Origin of the sequence: Lentzea kentuckyensis (assembly GCF_002150765.1) — a bacterium.
In the GTDB taxonomy this organism is placed as follows: Bacteria; Actinomycetota; Actinomycetes; order Mycobacteriales; family Pseudonocardiaceae; genus Lentzea; species Lentzea kentuckyensis.
In genome coordinates, this window is the sequence record NZ_MUYM01000003.1 from 68,198 (window position 1) to 91,714 (window position 23,517).

Consider the following 23,517-nt stretch of genomic DNA (forward strand, 5'->3'; position numbering starts at 1 on the left):
CCTGCCGCAGCACCGCGTCCGGGTGCCCGAGGTAGGCGTGCCGGATGGCGATCATCAACCGGGCCAGGTCCGCCGCGGTGGTCCACAGACCACCGGCCGCGGCCGCCGGGTTGACCTCGTACCCGCCGGACAACGGTGTGCCGTCGGCGTCGTGCGCGCGGGCCACCGTTGCCGGGTCCGGGTTCACGAAGGTGCTCGTGGTCATGTCCAGCGGCTCGAACAGCTCGCGCCGCATCAGTTCCGCGAAGTCCAGGCCGGTGTGCTCGGTCAGGACCTGTTGCAACAGCACGAAGTGCGCCGAGTTGACCCGGAACACCTCGCCGGGCGGGTGCTCCAGCCGCAGCGGTTCGTCGTCCTCCGGCACGGCCAGGCCGGCGGTGTGCGCGAGCAGCTGGCGGATGGTCACCGGGAACTGGGTCAGTTCGCGGTCCAGGTCCAGCTCGCCGCGTTCGGCCAGGCGCAGCACCGCGACCGTGGTGGCGGTCTTGCTCAGCGACCCCGCGGCGAACAACGTGTCCGGCGTGACCGGGGTCTGGTCGTCCGCGGCGAGGGTGCCGTGCGCGAGGACACCGGCCAGTTCGCCGTCCCGGATCAGCGCGAGCGCGGCGCCGGGCACGGCGTGCTGGGTCATCGCCTCGGTGACCACTGTGGACAGCTGCGTGAGCGTGCGGTCGTCGCTGGAGGTGTGCTCGCCGAGGGCCTCGGCCAGCAGATCGAGGTGTGCCTGGGCAAGTTCCTGGCCTGCACCGGTCCAGCGCAGGTAGAGCCGGCCCTCGTGCAGGGCGGCCCAGACGTCCAGCGGGTGTTCCGGGGTGTGGTCCGCGGTGGTCGGGTGGAACACCAGCGGGTTCGGCTGGGTGTCCGGAGTGGACAGATCGGCGCCGAACGCCACCTGCGGGCGTGGCAGATCGGCCAGATCGGCGGCCAGGTCCGGGTCCGGGGCGTGGTGACGCAGCAGGCCGTAGTCCTCGGGGTTGCCGAGGGCGGCCAGCTGACGCCGTGCCGACCGCAGTACCGAAGGCAGATCCCGGTTGGGCAGCCAGAGCGACACCGGGTGGCTGGCGCGCAGCGGGCCGACCGTCCGGCTCAGCTCCGGGTTGGCGGCGCGGGGATCGGTGCTGACCTCCACGTCGATCCGGTCGCCCCCTGCCCAGCGGGTGAGGGTGCGGCCCAACGTGATGAGCAGCAGTTCCTCTGGCCGTTGGGTGGCCAGCAGGGCGGCGGTGTGCTCCGGAGACAGGGTGACGGTGGCCTGCTGGTCACTTTCCGGGAGATCGATGCCGGGAGTGCGGGTGAGCCAGTGGTGAGCGCTGTCCGCGAGGTCCTCGGCCGCGGCCCGCTCGGCGGCACGAGTGGACCACTGGTGCAGCGGGACGGGGATCGGCGGGAGGGCGACGGGACGGGCCTCCGACAGCTGGCGGTAGGCGGTGTTGAGGTCGGTGATCAGGACGGGGAGCGACTCCGGGTCGAGTGCCAGGGTCGAGGTGGTGAGCCAGAGTTCTGGCTGGGCCGCGCCGACCTGACCGGAGTCCTGGTGGCCTGTGCCGAAGTGGACGAGGGTGGCGCGGAGCATCGGGCCCGTTGCCGGGTCGATGGCCTGGCGGTCTGCCTCGACGGCTGCGGTGACGACCGTGGCGCGGTCCTCGGTGGGGGACACCTGGAGCGCGCGGAACGGAACGTCGCCGGTCGCCGCGAACATGATCTGGGTCGCGGTCACCCGCTGCCGCAGGGCTTCGTGGTGGTCGACGACCGCCGTCAGCGCCTCGGCCAGCAGCTCTGGATCCGGTTGGCCGGACAACGCGAGCCTGGTGCTGCGGACCTGGTGCCCCTCGGCCAGCTGGCGGAGTTGGTCCGTGGTGAGCGGCATCTCCGTCGCGGTGGTCCTCGGTGCGGCCAAAGCGGCGAGTTCCGCCAGGTCGGTGGCCTGGTAGATCATCCACATCGCCATCGGCAGACCGGCCTGCTGAGCGGTGGCCAGCAGGCGGGCGGCGCGGATGGAGTCACCGCCCAGCGCGAAGAAGTTGTCGCTCGCGCTGATCTCGTTGACCTGCAGCAGTTCGCTCCAGATCGCGGCCAGCCGGTGCTCGGCCGGGGTGCGCGGCTGGACACCGGGCACGCTCGCGTAGGCGGCGCGGTCCGGGGCCGGCAGGGCGCGGCGGTCCAGCTTTCCGTTGCGGGTCAGCGGGATCCGCTCGATCGGCACGAACGCGGCCGGGATCATGTACTCCGGCAGGGTTTCTGCCAGGTGGGCACGCAACTCCTCCGTCGGCACCGCTTCGCCGACCAGGTACGCGACCAGCGTGGTGTCCCTGGCCAGGACCACGGCCTCGCTGATCACCGGATGGGCGAGCAGACGGGACTGGATCTCACCCAGTTCGACGCGGTGGCCGCGGATCTTGACCTGGTGGTCGGCGCGGCCCAGGAAGTCCAGGCTGCCGTCGAGCAGGCGGCGGCCGAGGTCGCCGGTGCGGTAGATGCGGGAACCCGGTGCGCCGCAGGGGTTCGGCAGGAACTTCTCGGCGGTCAGCGCGGGCTGGCCGAGATAGCCGCGGGCCAGGCCGGTGCCGGAGATGAACACCTCGCCCGGTACACCGGCCGGGACGAGCTCGCCGGTCGGGCCGAAGACGTGCATGGCCGTGTTCGGGATGGAAGCGCCCAGGGGCAACAGATCCGTGGCCGGCAGGTCGGTGACCAGCTGACCGGAGTTGCCGATGGTGATCTCCGTCGGGCCGTACTCGGTGGCCAGCGCGGTTCCGTCGCCCGCCAGCTCACGCCAGCGGCGGACCAGGCTCACCGGGAACTCGTCACCCGCGGCGATCACCAGTCCGGCCAGGTCGTGCGCCTGCTGCGGGGTGAGCTGGTGGGTGAGCAGGTCGAGGTGGGCCGGGGTCAGCTTGACGAAGGCGTACCGGCCTCCGGCGGCGAGTTCGGCACCCAGGTCGGCGGTGTCGAGGTCAGGGGCCAGCAGATGCGTTGCCTGACCGGAGATGAGCGGGGTGAACAGGTTCGGGATGCCCAGGTCGAAGGAGATGGGGGAGAACACCGCGGAACCGCCCTCGCCGTGCGCGGCGTAGGCGTCGACCGTCCACCGCAGGTAGTTGGCGAGGCCGCGGTGCGTCGCCATGACGCCCTTGGGCAGGCCAGTGGAACCGGAGGTGTAGATGACGTAGGCCAGCTGGTCCGGATCGGTGTTCCGCTGGGGACGGTGTTCGTCTTGGTCAGCGAAGTCGGCCGTGGTGAGCACCACCTCGGCGCCGGCGTCGCGGATCATGTGCTCGCGGCGGTCGGCGGGCAGCGACGGGTCGAGCGGCAGGTAGGCCGCACCCGCCTTCCACACGCCGAGCAGTGCGGGCAACAGGTCCAGGCCTCGCGCCAGGGCCACACCCACGATCGATTCCTCGGTGACGCCCTGGGTCTGGAGGTGGTGGCCGACCTGGTTGGCGCGCTCGTCGAGTTCGCGGTAGGTCAGCGTGCCCTCGTGGGTGCGCACCGCTTCCGCGTTCGGGGTGGCCGCGGCCTGGGCCTCGAACAACTCCAGCGTGCTGGTGGGAACGTCCACCGCGTCGGCTGTTTCGGTGTCGGCCCAGGTCCGCACGGGGGCGTGCGGGTCAGCGGCCATGGCAGCGAGCGTGTCCCGGTAAAGGGCGGCGAGTTGGTCCGCGGCCGCGCGGCTGAGCACCTCGGTCGAGGTGACCAGGGCGAGGCCGGTGCCGGTGGCCAGCACGTTGAGCGCGAAGTCGTTCACGCCGGAGCCGAGTCCGGCGCCGCTGTCCACTGTGGATTCGCCCACCAGGTGGAAGTCCAGGTAGTCGAACAACACCGTGATCAACCGCTCGGCCTCGGCCGCGCGCTGGATGGCGGGCATCGGGTAGCGGCGGTGACCCCAGATCTCCGCCTCGGCCGCGTGTGCCTGGCGGACGAGGTCGAGCCAGCTGCGGGCCGTGCGATCGTGCGGCAGCGGCAGGGTGTTGAGGTGCATGCCCAGCACCCGGTCACCGCCGGCGGCTTCGAGTCGGCCGTGCAGCACGAGTCCACTGTGGAACTTCAGTTCCGGCGTGATCGTGCTGAGCACGTGCAGGTGTGCGGCCAGCAGCACGGACTTCAGTGACGTCCGTGCCGTGCGAGCCAGGTCGCGCAGGTCGGCTCCCAGATCGGCGAACGAGACCCTGGCGGTGTAGGTGTCCAGGTGGCTGCCGCTCGGGTCGGCCCAGGCGGCGGGCAGGGTGAACGGGGCGTGCGCGTCGGTGATGTCCTGCCAGAACGCCTGGTCCTCCTTGCGGTCCAGGCAGGCCAGCTCGGCGGCCACGAAGTCCGCGTACCGAACCTCGGGAGCCGCGGGAGCCGGACGCTGGTGGTAGGCGTCCAGCAGCTCGCCGAGCAGGGTGTGCAGCGTCCAACCGTCGGTGATCGCGTGGCAGTGGGTGAAGGTGAGCCGCCAGGCGTCGTCGGACTCGAGGTGCACCGCGATCCGCAGCAACGGCGCAGCGGTCAGCTCGAACGGCCGCGCGTTCTCCGCGGCCAGGAACTCCTCGGCCTGCCCTTGGGTTTCCTGCCCGCGCAGGTCGTGCACGGTGACCGGGACGTTCACGGTCGCGTGCACCAGCTGCAGCGGCTGCGAGTACCCGGCCAGGTGGAAGCTGGTGCGCAGGATGTCGTGCCGCGCCAGCACCGAGTCCACCGCGGCCTGGAACCTCGGCGCGTCGAACGGCGTCTGGTCGGGCACGCGGAACGAACCGACGTTGTGGTAGCTGTTGCGCCCGCCGCCGGCCAGCACCTCGACCAGCATGCCGGTCTGCACCTGCGAGATCGGGTAGGCGTCGGTGATGCCGGCTGGCAACGCGGCCCGGTCCTCGGCGCTGATCAACGCGAACGGCCTGGTCGGGGTCCAGACCTCCGCCTGCTCGGCCCCGGCAGCCAGTTCGGCCAGCCCGGCCACCGTGGGCTCGCGATAGATCTCGCGCAGCCCGAGGTCGATCCCGTTGTCCTTCAGTGCAGCCGACAACCGCAGCGCGCGGATGGAGTCCCCGCCCAGGGCGAAGAAGTTGTCCAGCACCCCGACCTCGGCGTACCCGAGCACCTCGGCCCAGATCGCGGCGATCCGCTGCTCCAACGGGTTGCGCGGGGTGATCCGACCGGCGATCCGGACGTCGGGTGCCGGCAGTGCGCGTTGGTCGACCTTTCCGTTGGGGGTCAAAGGCAGTTCGGTCAGCGGCACGATCGCGGCCGGGATCATGTAGTCCGGCAACGACTTGGCGAGTTCGGCGCGCAGGTCTTTTTGCTCGTCGGTGACCACGTAGGCGACGAGTGCGCCGTCGACCGCGCGTACGAAGGCTTCCCTGGTGAGTGCGGCCAGTGCGGTCTGCACCTCGCCAAGTTCGACCCGGTAGCCGCGGATCTTGACCTGGGAGTCGATGCGGCCCAGGAAGTCCAGCACTCCGTCGACCTCCCGCCTCGCGAGGTCACCGGTGCGGTAACGCCGTGCCCCCGGCCGGTGCGGGTCGGGTACGAGCCGCTCGGCCGTGAGCGCGGGCTGGTTGAGGTAACCCCGGGCCACGCCGACGCCACCGATCTGCAACTCACCCAAGGCCCCCAACGGAACCAGGTCGCCGGTGACGGCGGTGACCTGCGCCGAGGTGTTCGGGATCGGTCGCCCGATGGGCACCGTGCCGTCGTGGGTGTCCGTGATCGGGTGGATCACGTTGGCGATGGTGGCCTCGGTGGGACCGAACTCGTTGATCAGCCGGTCCGGCCCGAGGATGCCCAGCCAGCGCGCGGCGGTGGCGGGCGGCAATGCCTCGCCGCCGACCACGTAGGTCCCGGCCAGCTCGGTGATTTCGGTGTCGGACAACTGGTGGGTGAGCAGGTCCAGGTGTGCCGGGGTCAGCTTGATGAAGCTGAACGGTCCTGCGGCCACCAGTTCCTGGCCGAGGTCGGCAGGGCTCGCGTCGATCAGGTGCACCGGCTGGCCGGTGATCAGGGGGAGCAGCAGGTTGGTGATGGGCAGGTCGAACGCGAGGGAGGAGAACAGCGGCGCACCACCGGTGGCGCGGGTGGTGTAGACGCCGGCGGCCCAGCGCAGGTAGTTGACCAGGCCGTCGTGCTGGACCTGGACGCCCTTGGGACGGCCGGTGGAGCCGGAGGTGTAGATGACGTAGACCAGGTTGGCCGGGTCGAGTGAGACCTCTGGTGCGGTTGCCGAGTGCGCCGGGATAGAGGCCGGGTTCACCACCGCGCCGGAGAAGCCCGGCTGTTCGGTGTCCGTGACCAGGATCGGGGCGGCAGCGTCGGCCAGTTGGTAGGCGCGGCGTTCGGCGGGCGCGGACGGGTCGAGCGGCAGGTAAGCCGCCCCGGAACGGAGGATGCCGAGCAGCGCCGGGACCAGTGCCGGGCCGCGGTCCAGCAGCAGGCCGACCGGGACGTCCGGGCCCGCGCCCAGGGAACGCAGGTGGTGGGCGAGGTGGTTCGCCTGCTCGTCGAGCTCGCGGAAGGTCAGCGTGACCTCGCCGGAGAACACGGCGGGCGCGTCCGGGGTGGACGCGATCGCAGCCTCGATCAGATCGAGCACGGTGGCAGGTGCGGCCGGCTGATCAGTACCGATCCCGTTGGCCAGGTGCGCGGACTTCTCACCCTCGGCCAGCGGGATCACCGTCGCGTCACCGTGCGGGTCGGCCGCCATCGCGGTCAGCACAGCGCGGTACAGCCCGATCAGCCGCGGGCTGGCCTCGCGGGACAGCACGTCGGTGAAGGTTCCGATGCTCAGGTGGCCAGGTGTGGCGGTGACGTTGAACGCGAACTCGTCCGCGCCGGCACCGACGCCGGCCGCGGTGTCCACCGAGTCGTCGACCTGGTGGAAGTCCTGGTAGTCGAACATCACCTGGATCAGCCGTTCGCCGCCGGCCTCGCGCTGGATCTCCGGCAGCGGGAAGCGGCGGTGGCCCCACAGTTCGGTTTCGGTGGCCGCCACCTGGCGGACCAGCTCGGCCCAGCTGCCGGTGGCCCTGGTGTGCGGGAACGGCACGGTGTTGAGGTGCATGCCCAGCACCCGGTCACCGCCGGCGGCTTCGAGGCGGCCGTGCAGGACGAGTCCACTGTGGAAGGACGTTTCCGGGGTGAGCGCGCCGAGCACGGTCTGGTGCGCGGCGAGCAGCACGCTCTTGATCGGAGCCTCGGCTGCGGCGGCCAGCGCGCGGAGCTGCGGAGCCAGATCCGGGAAGGGAACCACGAGGTGGTGCCGCTCCCGGACCGAGGGAGTGCCCCAGTTCGGCGGCACGAACGGGAGGTGCGTGCCGACCACTCGCTGCCAGAACTCGCGGTCCTCACGACTGTCCAAAGAAGACAGCTCGGCGGCCACGAAGTCGGCGTAGCGCACCGACGGAGCCGGAAGAACCGGGGCCGGGGTGCCGTCGCGGTGGGCGCGGTAGCGGTCCAGGACCTCCATCAGCAGGGTGTTCAGGCTCCAGCCGTCGGTGATCACGTGGCTCTGCGTGCAGGTGAGTCGCCAGGCTGAGTCCGACTCCAGGTGCACCGCGATCCGCAGCAGTGGTGCGGTGGCCAGGTCGAACAGCGCAGCCCGTTCAACCATCAGGAACCTGCGGCCGGCCTCCTGCTGCGCTTCGGCGTCCAGGGCACGAAGGTCGTGCACGGTGAACGGGATCTGAGCGGAGGCGTGCACCAGCTGGAGCGGTTCGCCGGTGAGGCGGATCGACGTGCGCAGGATTTCGTGCCTGGCCGTCACTTCGTCCAACGCGGTGCGGAAGGCCTGAGCGTGGAACGGCTTCGCGTCGGGGATCCGGAACGAGCCGACCATGTGGTAGGCGTGTTCGCCGCCGGACGACAGCTGCTCGGCGAGCATGCCCGCCTGCACCTGGGACAACGGGTAGGCGTCCACGACGTCGTCCGGCAGGCTCGACCGGTCCGCGACCAACGCGAAGGGTGCGATCGGCGCGTGCTCGGCAGAGGCAACAGGCGTGAGCGCGCACAGGGCGGCGATGGTGCGGTGGGCGAAGATGTCGCGGATGCTCAGCGCGAACCCGGCCGCGCGCAGGGCGCCGGCCAGGCGGACCGCGCGCATGGAGTCGCCGCCGAGGTCGAAGAAGCTGTCCTCGACCCCGACCTCGGACAGGCCCAGGACCTCGGTCCAGACCGCGGCCATCCGTGCTTCCACCGGAGTGCGCGGCGCGATCCCGGCACCACCGGCGAAGGCGGCGCGGTCCGGGGCGGGCAGGGCGCGGTGGTCGAGCTTGCCGTTGGTGGTCAACGGAATGCGGTCCAGGTGCACGAACGCGGCCGGGACCAGGTACTCGGGCAGCCGGGTGGCCAGGTGCGCGCGCAGCTCGGCGAGGTCGATGTCCTCGGCGGGCACCACGTACGCGACCAGGGTGAGCACGCCGTCCGCGCCGGGGTGGGCCAGCACCACGGCCTCGCGGACCGCGGGGTGCTCGGCTAGCACGGCCTGCACCTCGGCGGGTTCCACCCGGTAACCGCGGATCTTGACCTGGGTGTCGATGCGGCCCAGGAACTCCACGATCCCGTCCGGCCGCCGCACGGCCAGGTCACCGGTGCGGTAGTGCCGGGCACCGCCCGCCGACGGCAGGAACCTTTCCGCGGTCAGCTCCGGCCTGCCCAGGTAACCGCGGGCCACGCTCGCCCCGCCCAGGTACACCTCGCCGGGCACGCCCAGCGGGACGGGGTTGCCGTGCGGGTCGAGCAGTCGCAGGGTCAGGTCCGGCAGCGCACGGCCGATCGGGCTCGTCGTCCGGTCCAGATCGGCCGCAACGAGACGGTGGTGGGTCGCGTGCACGGTTTCGGTGGGGCCGTACATGTTCACCAGCTCCGGGCGCAGGCCGAAGCGGTCGGTCCACGCCGCCAGCTCGGCCACGTCCAGACGTTCGCCGGCGAGGATCACCGAGCGCAGCGCGAGTTCAACCACCCTCGGGTCCTCGTCAGCGGCCAGGCTGACCAGCGTGCGGAACGCGGACGGGGTCTGGCAGAGCACGGTCACCTGGTGCCGCACCAACAGGTCCAGGAAGTCGGCGGGTGAACGGGTCAGCTCGGCCGGAACGACGACGAGCGTGCCGCCACGCAGCAGCGCGCCCCACATCTCCCACACCGAGACGTCGAAGGCGTAGGAGTGGAACATCGTCCACACCTCGTCCGGCCCGAAGTCGAAGAGGCTGTCGGTGCCGGTGAACAGGCGCGTCACGTTCGCGTGGGTGAGCGCGACGCCCTTGGGACGGCCGGTGGAGCCGGACGTGTGGATGACGTACATCAGGTCGTCCACGCTGCCCAGCGGTTCAACGTCGTCCGAACGTTCTGCCAGTTCCGCGTCCAACTCCACCAGGTGTCCACTGTGGATCGTGCGCAGCATCGAGACGTGTGCCGTGGTCGTGAGCACGATCGGAGTGCCAGTGCCGGTGAGGATCTGTGCCAGGCGCTCGGCCGGGTTGGCCGGTTCCAGCGGCACGTACGCCGCGCCGGACTTGAGCACACCCAGGATCGCGGGCACCAGCTCAGACCCGCGGTCCAGGCACACGCCGACCAGCGTTTCCGGTCCGGCACCCAGCGAACGCAGGTGGTGAGCGATCCGGTTGGCCTCCGCGTCGAGCTCGGCATAGCTGAGCCGGTGCTCGCCGAACACCACCGCGGTCGCGTCCGGGGTGGACTGGACCTGCTGCTGGAACAGCTCGTGCAGCCGCAGCGGGACCGGCACCTCGACCGGGGCGGGTTCGGCCAGCAACTCCAGTTCGGAAGTCGGCAGCACGGACGCGGTCGGGTCGCCCAGCGGGTCGGCGGCCATCACCTCCAGCACGTGCCGGTACAACGTGGCCAGCCGGTCGGCGTGCTCCTGGTCCAGCACGCCAGGCGCCGCGTTCAGAGTGATCACGCCGCCGGAAACGTTGACGTGCAGACCGAACTCGGTGCGGCCGTCGCTGAGCGTGGCGCCCGCGTCGACAGCGTCCCGGTCGAGCTGGTGGAAGTCCTGGTAGTCGAACATCACCTGGAGCAGGCCGGGTGTGCCCGCGGCGCGCTGGATCGCGGGCAGCGGGTAACGGCGGTGCGCCCACAGGTCGAGTTCGGTGGCGAACGTCTGCTCCACCAGTTCCAGCCAGCTGCGCGCGGTGCGCCGGTGCGGCATCGGCACGGTGTTGAGATGCATGCCCAGCACCCGATCGCCGCCAGAGGCTTCCAGGCGGCCGTGCAATACAAGTCCACTGTGGAACGACGACTCGGACGTGAGCAGGCTGAACACCTTCAGGTGCGCGGCCAGCAGCACGCTCTTCACCGACGTCTTGGCCACGCCGGCCAGAGCACGCAGCGGCTCGTCCAGGTCGGCGTAGCCGGCGCGGGCGATCACCCCGTCGCCACCGGCCCACGCGTCGGGCAGGCGGAGCGGGCTGTGCTCGTCCACCACAGACTGCCAGAACTCCTGGTCCTCCGAACTGTCCACAGAAGACAACTCGGCGGCCACGAAGTCGGCGTAACGCACCGGGATCGGGGTCAGCGTGCCACCGCGATAGGCGGTGACCAGTTCCATGACCAGCGTGTTCAGGCTCCAGCCGTCGGTGATCGCGTGCGGCTGGGTGAGAGTGAGGCGCCAGGCGTTGCCGGACTCCAGGTGCACCGCGATCCGCAGCAACGGCGCGGCGGACAGCTCGAACAGCCCGGCACGCTCGGCGGCGAAGTAGGCCTCACCGAGTTCGCGCAGCCGCGCGGGCGAGTGGTCGCGGACGTCGTGCACCACGACCGGGATCTCGGCGTGTGCGTGCACCAGCTGGAGCGGCTGGGAGAAGCCGTCGAGGTGCAGCGAGCTGCGCAGGATCTCGTGCCGCTCGCTCAGCACCGCCACCGCGGCGCGGAAAGCCGCCTCGTCGAACGGCTGGTCGTCGGTCAGCCGGAACGAGTTGACGTTGTGGTACAGCGGCTGCTCGGCCGAGAGCATCTCGACCAGCATGCCGGTCTGCACCTGTGACAACGGGTAGGCGTCCACCACGTCGGCGGGCAAGTCAGCACGGTCCACTGGGGACAGCAGAGCGAACGGCTCCACCGGATCGGCGGTCGCGGTACCGGTCGCGGTGGCCAACGCAGCGATCGTGCGGTGCTCGAACACCTCGCGAATGCCCAGCGGGAACCCGGCGGCTCGCAAAGCGGCGGACAGCCGGACCGCGCGCATGGAGTCGCCGCCCAGCTCGAAGAAGCTGTCCTCGACCCCGACCGATGCCACGTCCAGCACCTCGGCCCAGATCGCGGCGATCCGGGCCTCCACCGGGTTGCGCGGAGCCAGCCCGCCGGTGGCGCGTTCCGGGTCGGGCAGGGCACGGCGGTCCAGCTTGCCGCTGGTGTTCAACGGGAGCCGGTCCAGTCGCACGAACGCGGCCGGAATCATGTACTCGGGCAACGTCTCGGCCAGGTGTGCTCGCAGCACGGCCGGGGTTTCGCCGGAGCCGGTGACGTACGCGACGAGTTGCTCGGTGCCGCGGGCGATCACGACCGCCTCGGCGACCGACGGGTGGGCCAGCAGGCGGGCCTCGATCTCGGCCGGCTCGATGCGGTGGCCGCGGATCTTGACCTGGTTGTCCATCCGTCCCAGGAACTCCAGCGTGCCGTCCACCTCGCGGCGCACCAGGTCGCCGGTGCGGTAGAGGCGGGAACCGGGCTGTCCCAACGGGTCCGGCACGAAGCGTTCGGCGGTGAGCGCGGGCCGGTTCAGGTAACCGCGGGCCAGACCCGCGCCGCCCAGGCACAGCTCGCCGGCCAGCCCGGCAGGCAGCAACGCGCCGGACGGGTCGAGCACGTGCACCTGGGTGTTGACCAGCGGCGCACCCAACGACATGTGTGCCGGGTCGGCCGGGATGTCGTAACTGGTGGACCAGATGGTGGTTTCGGTCGGACCGTAGACGTTGACCAGCTCGCGAACGAGAGGTCGCAGGCGCTGAGCCAGCTCCACCGGTACCGCCTCGCCACCGATCAGCGCGGTCACCCCGGGCAGGTCGGCGTCGGCGGCCAGCAGCAGCCGCCAGCCGGAGGGGGTGGCCTGCACGTGGTCCACGCCGTGCTCGGTGATCAACGCGAGCAGCGCGGCCGGGTCCTTGGCCTGGCCGTCGGCGGCCAGCACCACGCGACCGCCGGTGAGCAGCGGCAGGAACAACTCCAGGCCGGAGATGTCGAACGAGATCGACGTCGCGGCCAGCCACACCCCGGCGGGGGCGAGCCGATCACGGAAGGCGCCCAACAGGTTCCGCAGCGCGCCGTGGCTGATCATCACGCCCTTGGGGCGGCCGGTGGAACCGGAGGTGTGCAGCACGTAGGCCAGCGCATCCGGGTCCTGAACACGCGCGGGCGCGGTGTCCGGGTGATCACCGAGGCCGGACAGCCAGGACTCGGTGATCACGATGGAGGCCTGGGCGTCCTCGACGATGTCGCGCAGCCGGGCCTCCGGCGTACCGGGATCCAACGGCAGGTAGGCCGCGCCCGCCTTCCACACCGCGAGCATGGCGGGCAGCAGGTCGAGCGTCCTGGGCAGGTTGACCGCGACCAACGTTTCCGCGCCCGCACCAAGGGAGAGCAGGTGGTGCGCGATGCGGTTGGCCCGCCGGTCGAGTTCGGCGTAACTCAACCCGTCGGAGCCCGCCACCACCGCGACGGCGTTCGGCGTCAGCCGCGCCTGGTCCTCGACCAGATCCAGCGTGAGGTCCGCCGGCCAGGCGATCTCGGGTCCGGCGGCCAGGGTGAGCTGACGGTCCAGTTCGCCGGCGGGCAGGGCCTCGGCCGGACCGTGCGGGTCGGCGGCCATCGCGGTGAGCACCGCGGTGTAGAGCGAGCCGAGTGCGGCAAGGCGTTCCGGCGAGATCACGTCGGTGAAGGTGGACAGTTCGAAGCCGTCCGGGCCCGCGATCACGTTGAGCGCGAACTCGTTCACCGCGGCGGCACCGGTGTCCAGACCGGGGTCGGCCTCGCCGTCCACCGAGTCGTCGACCTGGTGGAAGTCCAGGTACTCGAACAACATCGAGACGAGCCGGTCCGTCCCGGCAAGCCGCTGGATCGCGGGCAGCGGGTAACGGCGGTGCGTCCAGACCTCGGTCTCCGCTTCCAGGACCTGGGACACCAGCTCCGCCCACGTGCGAGCGCTCCGGTGATACGGGAGCGGCACGGTGTTCAGGTGCATGCCGAGAACTTGCTCGCCCCCCGAGGCTTCCAGGCGGCCGTGCACCACCAGTCCACTGTGGAAGGACGGCTCGGTCGTGAGCAGGCTGAGCACCTTCAGATGCGCGGCCAGCAACACGCTCTTCAACGCCGTGCCCGAAAGAGAGGCAAGGGAACGCAGGTCAGGGGCCAGCTCGCGCAACGGCACCTGGACCCGGTGCGGCGTGCGCGGACCGGCGGCTCCCCACTGCGCGGGCAGGGTGACCGGCTCGTGGCTGTCGACCACGCTGGTCCAGAAGGCCTCGTCTTCCTTGTCGGCCAGTGAGTCCAGCTCGGCGGCCACGAAGTCCGCGTACCGCACCGAAGCCGGCTGCCAGGCGGGAACCGGCTGCCCGTCACGGAACGTCCGGTAGGCCCCGAGCAGCTCCATGAGCAGGGTGTTCAGGCTCCAGCCGTCGGTGATGGCGTGACTCTGGGTGAAGGTGATGCGCCAGGCGCTGTCGGACTCCAGATGCACCGCGATCCGCAGCAGCGGGGCGGCGGACAGGTCGAACAGGGTGGCGCTCTCCTCGGTGAGGAACGCCATCCCGGCCGCGCGCTGGGCGCTCTCGGCCAACCCGCGCAGGTCGTGCACGGACACCGGGATCTCGGCGTGCGCGTGCACCAGCTGGACCGGCTGGGAGAAGCCGTCCAGGTGCAACGACGTGCGCAACACGTCGTGGCGCGCGGTCACCAGGTCCAGAGCCTGGCGCAGCGCGGGCAACGAGAACGGCTGCTCGTCGGGGATCCGGAACGAACCGACGTTGTGGTAGGCCGCCGAAGCGAGCATCTCCACCACCATGCCGGTCTGCACCTGCGACAGCGGGTACGCGTCCACGACCCCGTCGGGCAGCGCTGAGCGATCCACAGTGGACAGCAGTGCGAACGGTTCGACGGCGGTCGCCGAAGCCGCGGGCTCCTCCTGCTCCGCCACCAGATCCGCGAGCTCGGCCAGCGTCCGGAACCGGAAGACGTCCTGGATGCCCAGGTCGAACCCGGCGCTGCGGAAGGCACCGATCAGGCGGACCGCGCGGATCGAGTCGCCACCCATGTCGAAGAAGTTGTGCGCGACACTGACCTGGTCGGCGTCCTGGCCGAGCACGTTCGCCCAGATCCGGGCCATCTCCCGCTCGGTCGCGGTGCGCGGGGCGATGTGCGCGGCGGTGGTCAGCGCGGTGCGGTCCGGTGCCGGCAGGGCGCGCTGGTCGAGCTTGCCGTTGGCGGTCAACGGAATTCGCTCGATGGTCGTGAACGCGCTGGGCACCATGTAGTCCGGCAGCGTCGCCCCCAGGTGCTCGCGCAGCTCCTCGAGGGACGGCGCGGACTCGGCGACCAGGTACGCCACCAGCTGGCGGCCGTGCTCGGACTCGTAGGTGGTGACCACGGCTTCACCGACCGCGGGGTGTTCGGTGAGGCGGGCCTGGATCTCGCCCAGCTCGATCCGGTAGCCGCGGATCTTGACCTGGGTGTCGATGCGGCCCAGGAACTCCAGCGCGCCGTCCGGACGGCGGCGGGTGGCGTCACCGCTGCGGTACAGGCGAGTGCCGGCCGGCCCGTGCGGGTTCGGCGTGAACTTCTCCGCGGTCAACGCCGGCTGCCCGAGGTAACCGCGGGCGAGGCCCAGTCCGCCGAGGTGCAGTTCGCCCGGCACGCCGAGCGCCACCGGCTCACCGGTGTGGTCCAGCACGTGCGCGGTGGTGTTCGGCAACGGCCGGCCCAGCGGCACGACGCCGTCGTGCGGTTCGCCGACGGGGTGGATGGTGGCGCCGATGGACGTCTCGGTCGGGCCGTACTCGTTGATCAACCGGTCCCGGCCGAGCAGCGCCAGCCAGTGGTTGGCGGTAGCCGGCGGCAGAGCTTCACCCGCCACCAGCACGATCCCGGCCAACGCGCGGGCCTGCTCGTCGGAAAGCTGGTGGGTCAACAGGTCCAGGTGTCCGGGGGTGAGCTTGATGAAGCTGTACGGCGCCCCGGCCAGCAGCCGCGCGCCCAGTTCGGTGAGGTCCAGGTCCTCCGGCAACAACTCGGTGGTGCGGCCGGTCATCAGCGGCACGAACAGGTTGGTGGCGGGCAGGTCGAACGCGATCGAGGAGAACAGCGGTGCGCCACCCTCCGAACGCACCAGGTCCTCCGCGGCCCAGCGCAGGTGGTTGGCCAGGCCCTGGTGGCTGATCATCACGCCCTTGGGGCGGCCGGTGGAGCCGGAGGTGTAGATGACGTAGGCCAGGTGAGCCGGGTCGGTGGCTCGCGAGGGCGTGGTGTCCGGGTGGTCGAGATCGGTCTGGTCCAGCAGCACCCTGGTGCCCTTGAAGGACGCGGACCGGGAGAGGTGGCGGGACTCGGTGAGCAGCACCGCCGCGCCACCGTCGGCCAGCGACAACGCCAGGCGTTCGGCCGGGGCGGACGGGTCGAGCGGCACATAGGCCGCGCCGGCCTTCCAGACGCCGAGAAGTGCGGCCACGAGGTCGAGTCCGCGGTCCAGACACACGCCGACGAGCACGTCCGGTCCCGCGCCGAGGGAAAGCAGGTGGTGGGCGATCCGGTTGGCGCGCCGGTCCAGTTCGGCATAGGAAAGCGTTGCGGCACCGAACCGAACGGCGACCGCGTCCGGCTCGGCGGCGACCTGCGCCTCGATCAGGTCCAGCACGGTGTGCGTGCCGGTGAACTCGCGATCCGTGGCGTTCCAGCGGATCAGCAGCCGGGCACGTTCCTCCTGCGGCAGCGGGGCACCGGTGGCGTCACCGCGCGGGTCCGCGGCCATCGCCTCCAGCACGAACCGGTACATCCCGGCCAGCCGGGATGCGTTGCGGCGACTGATCGCGCTGGTGTACGAGGCCAGTTCCAGGTTGCCGCCGACCGCGATGACGTTGAGCGCGAACTCGTTCACCGCCGCGGTCAGGTCCGCGCCCAGGTCCGTGCCGGCGTCGGCGGTCAGGTCGACGACCTCGCCGTCGACCTGGTGGAAGTCCAGGTAGCTGAACAGAACGGTGAGCAGCCGGTCGCCGCCCGCGACGCGCTGGATCTCCGGCAACGGGTAACGCCGGTGTGCCCAGATCTCCTGCTCGGCGGCGAACGCCTGGCGGGCCAGCTCGGCCCAGGTGTCCGCGCCGCGGGTGTGCGGCAGCGGCAGGCTGTTGAGGTGCATGCCCAGCACGCGGTCTCCGCCGGGCACGTCCAGGCGGCCGTGGCAGACGAGTCCGCTGTGGAACGCCTCTTCGTTGCTGAGCGCGGACATCACCTTGAGGTGGGCGGCCAGCAGCACGCTCTTGAACGACGTGCCCGCGGTGGTCGCCACCCGGCGCAGCCCCGGCTCCAGGTCGGCGAACGGCACCCGGACCACGTGCCGTTCGGCCTGGCCCTTCGCGCCCCAGGAGGCCGGGAGGGTGAGCGGGGCGTGCCCGGTGACCAGGCCCTGCCAGAACTCCCGCTCGTCCGCACTGTCCACAGCGGACAGCTCGGCGGCGATGAAGTCGGCGTAACGAGCGGTGGGCGCGGTGTGCTCTGGCAACGGGTCGTTGTCGCGGAAGCAGCGGTAGGCGTCCAGCAGCTCGACCAGCAGGGTGTGGTAGCTCCACCCCTCGGTGACCGCGTGCGAGTGGGTGAAGGTGAGCCGCCAGGCCGCGTCGGACTCCAGGTGGACGGCGATGCGCACCAGCGGTGCACTCGTCAGCTCGAAGCCACGGGCCCGTTCAGCGGTGGCGAACTCACGTCCGGCCCGCTGCTTCTCCGCCTGGCTGAGCGCGCGCAGGTCGTGCAGCAGCACCGGGATCTGGGCCTGGGCGTGGACCAGCTGCAGCGGCCGGGAGAAGCCGTCCAGGTGCATGGACGTGCGCAGCACGTCGTGCCGCGCGGTGACCAGGTCCACGGCCTGGCAGAGCGCGGGCATCGAGAACGGCTGCTCGTCCGGGATCCGGAAGGAGTTCAGGTTGTGGTAGGCAACACCGTCCACTGAGGACAAGGTCTCCACCAGCATGCCGGTCTGCACCTGGGACAGCGGGTAGGCGTCCACGACACCGGTGGGCAACGCGGCCCGGTCGTCGGCGTTGATCAGCGCGAACGGCTCGACCGGCGTGAACTCCTCGGCGGGAGCGTCCTCGGTGACCGGGTGCGCGCACAGCTCGGCGATGCTGCGCCACTGGTAGAGGTCCTTGACGCGGTAGCCGAACCCGGCCGCGCGCATGGCGGCGACCAGGCGCAGGGCGCGCATCGAGTCACCGCCGAGGTCGAAGAAGCTGTCGGTGACGCCGACCCGCGGCACACCCAGCACCTCGGCCCAGACCTCGGCCAGCCTGGTCTCCTCGGTGGTGCGCGGGGCCACCTGCGCGGAGCTGGTGAGCGCGCCGCGGTCCGGGGCGGGCAGGGCACGGTGGTCGACCTTGCCGTTGGCGGTCAACGGGATCCGGTCCAGCACCAGCAGGGCGGCCGGGATCATGTATGCGGGCAGGACCGCGGCCAGGTGGGCGCGCACGTCGTCCACCTCGATCGCAGGACCGACCAGGTAGGCGACCAGTGCCTCACCGCGCACCAGCACCACGGCCTCGCGGACGCCGGGGTGTTCGGTGAGGCGGGCCTGGATCTCGCCCAGTTCGATGCGGTAGCCGCGGATCTTGACCTGGTCGTCCTTGCGGCCCAGGAAGTCCAGTGGTCCGGCCGCGGTCCGGCGGGCCAGGTCGCCGGTGCGGTAGAGCCGGGAACCCGGCGCACCGAACGGATTCGGCACGAACTTCTCAGCGGTCAGCGCCGGACGGTTCAGGTAGCCGCGGGCCAGGCCGTCGCCGCCGATGGCCAGTTCGCCGGGCACGTCCAGCCCGACGAGCTGCTGGAACGGATCCAGCACGTGCATCGACGTGTTGGCGATCGGCGCGCCGAGCTGGGTGAGATCAGCGGGGAGAGCAGCGATCGGGTGCCCGGCGTTGGCCACCGTTGCCTCGGTGGGGCCGTACTCGTTGATCAACCGGTCCGGACCGAGCACCCGCAGCCAGTACGCGGCGGTCGCGGCGGGCAGGGCCTCGCCACCGACCAGGATCCGGGCGGCCAGGGAGGCGTTGTCCGACTCGGAGAGCTGGTGCGCCAACAGGTCCAGGTGCCCAGGGGTGAGCTTGAGCAGGCTGAACGGCCCGGCCTCGGCCAGCGCCTGGCCCAGCTCGGCCGGCTCAGCGGTGATCAGGTGCACCGGCTGACCGGTGACCAGCGGCACGTAGATGTTGGTGGCGGGCAGGTCGAACGCGATCGCGGAGAACAGCGGGGAGCCGCTCTCTCCGTGGCGGCCGTACTGCTCCACGGTCCAGTGCAGGTAGTTCGCCAGGCCGAGGTGGGTGACCATGACGCCCTTGGGACGGCCGGTGGAACCCGAGGTGTAGATGACGTAGGCCAGCGTGTCCGGGTCGATGTCCTGCTGCGGCGCGGATTCCGGGTGACCTGAGTGGTCGGTCGAGTCGAGCAGCAGCACCCGGCCCTGGTAGCTGGCCGGTACGGCGGACGTGGTGGCGGACTCGGCGAGCACGATCGGCGCGGCTGTGTCGGCCAGTTGGAAGCCGATCCGCTCGGCCGGGGTGTCCGCCTCGATCGGCAGGTAGGCCGCACCGGACTTGAGGACGCCCAGCAGTGCGGGCAGCAGCAACGGACCGCGGCTCAGGCACACGCCGATCACGGTGTCCGGGCCCGCGCCCAGGGACTGCAGCTGGTGCGCCAGCTGGTTGGCCTGGCGGTCCAGTTCGGCGAAGGTCAACGTGGACTCGCCCGCGTGCACCGCGATGGCGTCCGGGGTGACCGCGACCTGCACCTCGATCATGTCGAGCACGCTGGCGGCCGGCCAGACCTGTGATCCGGCCTGACCGGCGGCAACGAGCGTCGCGTGCTCGCCCTCGGGCAGCACCGAGCCGGTGGCCTCGCCGCCGGTGATCATGGCGGTGAGCACGGCGCGGTACAGCGCGGACAACCGGTCCACGGCGGCGGGCGTGAGCGCGCCGGTGAGCACGATCCGTCCCGGACCGGCGATGGCCTTGAGGGTGAACTCGCTGGCGCCCGCGCCGACCGAACCGTCCAGGTCGACCGAGCCGTCGACCTGGTGGAAGTCCTGGTAGTCGAACAGCACGGAGAGCAGCCGCTCGGTTCCGGCCAGCCGCTGGATCGCGGGCAGCGGGTACCGGCGGTGCGCCCACACCTGCGCCTCGACGGCGTGCGTGCGCGCGATCAGCTCGGCGAAGTCCCGGGCGTCGGGCACGGCGGGGAACGGCACGGTGTTGAGGTGCATGCCGTGCACCCGCTCGCCACCGGTGCGGGAAAGCCGGCCGTGCACAACTAGTCCACTGTGGATGGTGGTATCGGTGCTGAGCTGGCTGAGGACCTTGAGGTGGGCGGCCAGCAGCACGGTCTTGAGCGAGGTGCCGGTGGCCAGTGCGCGAAGGTCTTCGGTCAGGTCGGAGATGTCGACCGTGACGCGCACGTCCTCCGCTGCCGGCGCGGCCCAGCCGTCGGGCAGGGTGAACGGGGTGTGGTCGCTGACCACGCGCTGCCAGAACTCGCGATGCTCCGCACTGTCCACGGCAGACAGTTCGGCGGCGATGAAGTCGGCGTAACGGACCTCGGGCGCCGTGTGTTCGGGTGCGGGAAGGCCGTCGCGATGCGTTCGGTACAGCTCAAGAAGCTCCACCAGCAGCGTGGACAGACTCCAGCCGTCGGTGATCGCGTGGCTCTGGGTGAGGGTGAGTCGCCAGGCGGTGGCCGACTCCACGTGCACCGCGAACCTCAGCAACGGCGCGGTTTCCAGGTCGAACAGGCGGGCCCGCTCGGCCTCCAGGAAGGCCGGGGTCAACGCCCCGCTGTGGATCGTGAGCTCGGCTTCGGCGGTGGCGTGCACCAGCTGGAGCGGGACCTGGTAGCCGGTGAGCGCGATCGACGTGCGCAGGGCCTCGTGCCGGGCGATGACGTCGTCGACCGCGGCGCGCAGCGCGGTGGCGGAGAACGGCTGGTCGTCGGGAACGCGGAAGGAGTTGACGTCGTGGTAGACGTTGCCCTCGTCCGCCACCAGCATCTCGACCAGCATTCCGGCCTGGACCTGGGACAGCGGGTAAGCGTCGGCCAGACCCGCCGGCAGCGCCTCGCGGTCCGATGTGGACAGCAGGGCGAACGGCGCCACAGCAGGGGTTTCCACGCTGAGCGGGCTGGCGTGGTGGGCCAGGTCGGCCAGGGTGCGGTGGGTGAAGACGTCCCGGACCGCGAGGTCCAGCCCGGCGGTGCGCAGGGCGGCGGTGAACGCGACCGCGCGGATCGAGTCGCCGCCGAGGTCGAAGAAGCCGTCGGTGACGCCGATCTCGTCGGCGGGCCGGTCCAGGACCTCGGCCAGCGCGCGAACCACGACCTGCTCGGTCTCGGTGCGGGCGGAGACCTGGCCGGTGGCGGCGAAGGCGGTGCGGTCCGGTGCGGGCAGGGCGCGCTGGTCCAGCTTTCCGCTGGTGGTCAACGGAACGGCGGGCAACGCGACGATCGCCGCGGGCACCATGTAGTCCGGCAGGGCTTCGGCCAGGTGCGCGCGCAACGGCGCGGCGTCGAACGAGCCAGTGGGAACCACGTACGCCACCAGTTGCTCGGCGCGCACGACCACAACGGCCTCACGCACCTCCGGGCGTTCCGCCAGGCGGGCCTGGATCTCGCCCAGCTCGACCCGGTAGCCGCGGATCTTGACCTGGGTGTCCTTGCGGCCCAGGAAGTCCACGCAACCGTCGGCCCGGCGGCGGGCCAGGTCTCCGCTGCGGTACAGCCGGGAACCCGGTGCGCCGTGCGGGTCTGGCACGAACCGTTCGGCGGTGAGCGCGGGCTGACCGAGGTAACCACGGGCCAGGCAGCCGCCGATGGTGATCTCGCCGGTCACGCCGGTGGGCACCAGTTCGCCCTGCTCGTCCAGCAGATGCAGCGGGATGCCGGGGAACGGCAGGCCGATCGGGCTGCCCGCGCCGTCCAGGTCGGCCTCGGTGATCCGGTGGTACGTGGTGGTCACCGTGGTTTCGGTGATGCCGTAGGTGTTGTACAGCGCGGTGCGGTCAAGCGGCCGGCCACTCGTCCAGCGGCGCAGTTCGGACTGCTCCACGGCCTCGCCGCCCAGGGTGATCACCCGCAGGCTGAGCCGGTCGATCCGCGGATCTCCCTCCGCGGCCAGCCGGGCCAGACCGCGGAACGCCATCGGCGTCTGCTCCAGCAACGTGACCCGTTGCGCCACCAGCAGATCGAGCAGGTCCTCGGGGGAACGGGCGGCCTCGCCGGGGATGAGCACCAGCCGGGCGCCGTGGGTGAGCGCGCCCCAGATCTCCCAGACGGAGACGTCGAACGAGTAGGCGTGGAACTGCGCCCAGGCGTCCTCGGCGGTGAACCGGAACGGCGCGTCGGCGGCGGAGAACAGTCCGGTCACCGCGGCGTGCGTGACCGCGACGCCCTTGGGAAGGCCGGTGGAGCCGGAGGTGTGGATGACGTAGGCCAGGTTGTCCGGCCCGGCCAACGGCAGCGGGTTGGTGGTGGGCTGCCCGGTGATCGTCGGAGCGACCACGGTGGTGCCGGGGTACTCGCCCTCGGTGGCGACGACCAGTTGCGTGCCGCTGTCGGCGAGCAGGTGCGCGACGCGGGCAGCGGGCAGACCAGGAGGCAACGGGAGGTAGGCGGCCCCGGACTTGAGCACGGCGAGCAGCGCGACCACGAGGTCCGTGCCCCGGTCCAGGCTGACGCCGACCAGGACCTCCGGACCCGCACCCAGTCCGCGCAGGTGGTGGGCGAGCTGGTTGGCCCTGGTGTTCAGCTCGGCGTAGGTCAGCTCGGAGCCGTTGTCCCACAGGGCGATCGCGTCGGGAGTGGCGGCGGCGTGGGACTCGACGAGCTCGTGCACGCAGCCGCCGGCGAGGGTGGCCGGGGTGTTGAACCCGAGCAGTTCCGCACGTTCGGCCGGCGCCAGAACGTCCACAACGGACAGACGACGGTCCGGGTCGGCCGTGACCGCGTGCAGCAGACGCTGGAAATGGCCGGCGGTGCGCTCGACGGTCGCGCGGTCGAACAGCGCGGTGGCGTAGGTGAGCTGGCCGGTGAGGCCGCCGCCGGTGGTCTCCTGGAGTTCCAGGGACAGGTCGAACTTGGCGATCCGGTTGCCGGAGTAGGCGGTGACATCGAGGCCGGGCAGGTCGAACGCGGTGGACCGGTCCTCGTGCAGCACGAAGTCGACCTGGTACAGCGGGGTGCGGGACAGGTCGCGCTCGGGCGCCAGTTCGTCCACCAGGCGCGCGAACGGCACCTCCTGGTGGTCGAAGGCGCTCAGCAGCGTGCCCCTGGTGTGCTCCAGCAGCCCGCGGAAGGTGAGGTCCCCGGTCCACGCGGCGCGGACGACCAGGGTGTTGATGCCGTACCCGACCAGCTCCTGCAACTCCGGGCGGCTGCGGCCGGACACCGTGACGCCGACCGGGATGTCGGTGCTGCCGGTGAGCCGGGCGAGCAGGGCCTGGAAGGCGGCCAGCAGCACGGTGTAGGTGGTGGTGCCCGTGGCCGTGGCCAGCGCGCGGACCTGGTCGGCCAGTTCGGCGGAGAGCGTCAACGGAACGAGGTCGCCCCGCCAGTCCCGCACCGCGGGGCGAGGCCGGTCCAACGGGAGCGGCAGCGGTTCCAGGCCGGAGAGCTGGGACCGCCAGTAGTCGAGCTGGGTGCGCAGGGTGTCGCCGGTGAGGTGATCGGTCTCCCACGCGGCGAAGTCGGCGTACTGCACCGCGAGCGGTGTGGCGGACTCGCCCCGGTAACCGCGGCTCAGCTCGCCGGCGATCAACCGGATGGACCACGCGTCGCAGGCGATGTGGTGGAAGGCGATCACCAGCACGTGCTCGTCAGCGGCCCGGCGCAGCAGCCGGGCGCGGAACGGCCAGCGCGCGGCCAGGTCGAACGGCTGGGCCAGCTCGGCTTCGACAGCTCGGCGAACGTCCTCATCGGACTGTCCACTGAGGTCGATCAACGGCAGCTCGACCGGAGCGACCGGGTCGATCACCTGGTGCGGCGCGGTACCGGCGAGTTCGTAGCGGGTGCGCAGAACCTCGTGCCGGTCCACCACCTGCTGCCAGGCCGCCTGCAACCTGAGCACGTCCAGCTCGCCGCGCAGGGCGAGCACCAGCGGCACCACGTACTCGGCGCTGTCGGGTTCCAGGCTCTGCAGGAACCACATCTGCTGCTGGCCGGACGACAGGGCCAGCTGGCGGGAGCGGTCGGCCTGGCCGATCCGGGTGCGACGGCCGGTCGCGCGTCCGGCGAGGCGGCGGCGCAGCAGGTCCGCGCGCAGGTCGGCCGCGCCGGTTCCCAGCTGATCGTCCACGCTCATGT

The 23,517-nt window shown here is 71.3% G+C and carries 1 protein-coding gene and 2 pseudogenes (1 of these 3 running past the window's edge); all 3 read right to left on the reverse strand.

From position 1 onward, the window contains the following. Positions 1-2,203, reverse strand: the 5' portion of a protein-coding gene (locus tag B0F77_RS50810) for a serine hydrolase domain-containing protein (RefSeq protein WP_425435606.1). 302 nt of this gene lie to the left of the window's left edge; only the first 2,203 of its 2,505 coding nucleotides appear in the window; the start codon lies at positions 2,201-2,203; its stop codon lies off the left edge, out of view. Further along, positions 2,177-3,619, reverse strand: a pseudogene (locus tag B0F77_RS50815) (amino acid adenylation domain-containing protein); the annotation flags it as partial. The pseudogene B0F77_RS50815 and the gene B0F77_RS50810, both read right to left, overlap by 27 nt. Continuing rightward, a pseudogene (locus B0F77_RS02210) lies at positions 3,596-23,515 on the reverse strand (amino acid adenylation domain-containing protein); the annotation flags it as partial. The pseudogenes B0F77_RS02210 and B0F77_RS50815, both read right to left, overlap by 24 nt. Positions 23,516-23,517 lie beyond the last annotated feature (2 nt).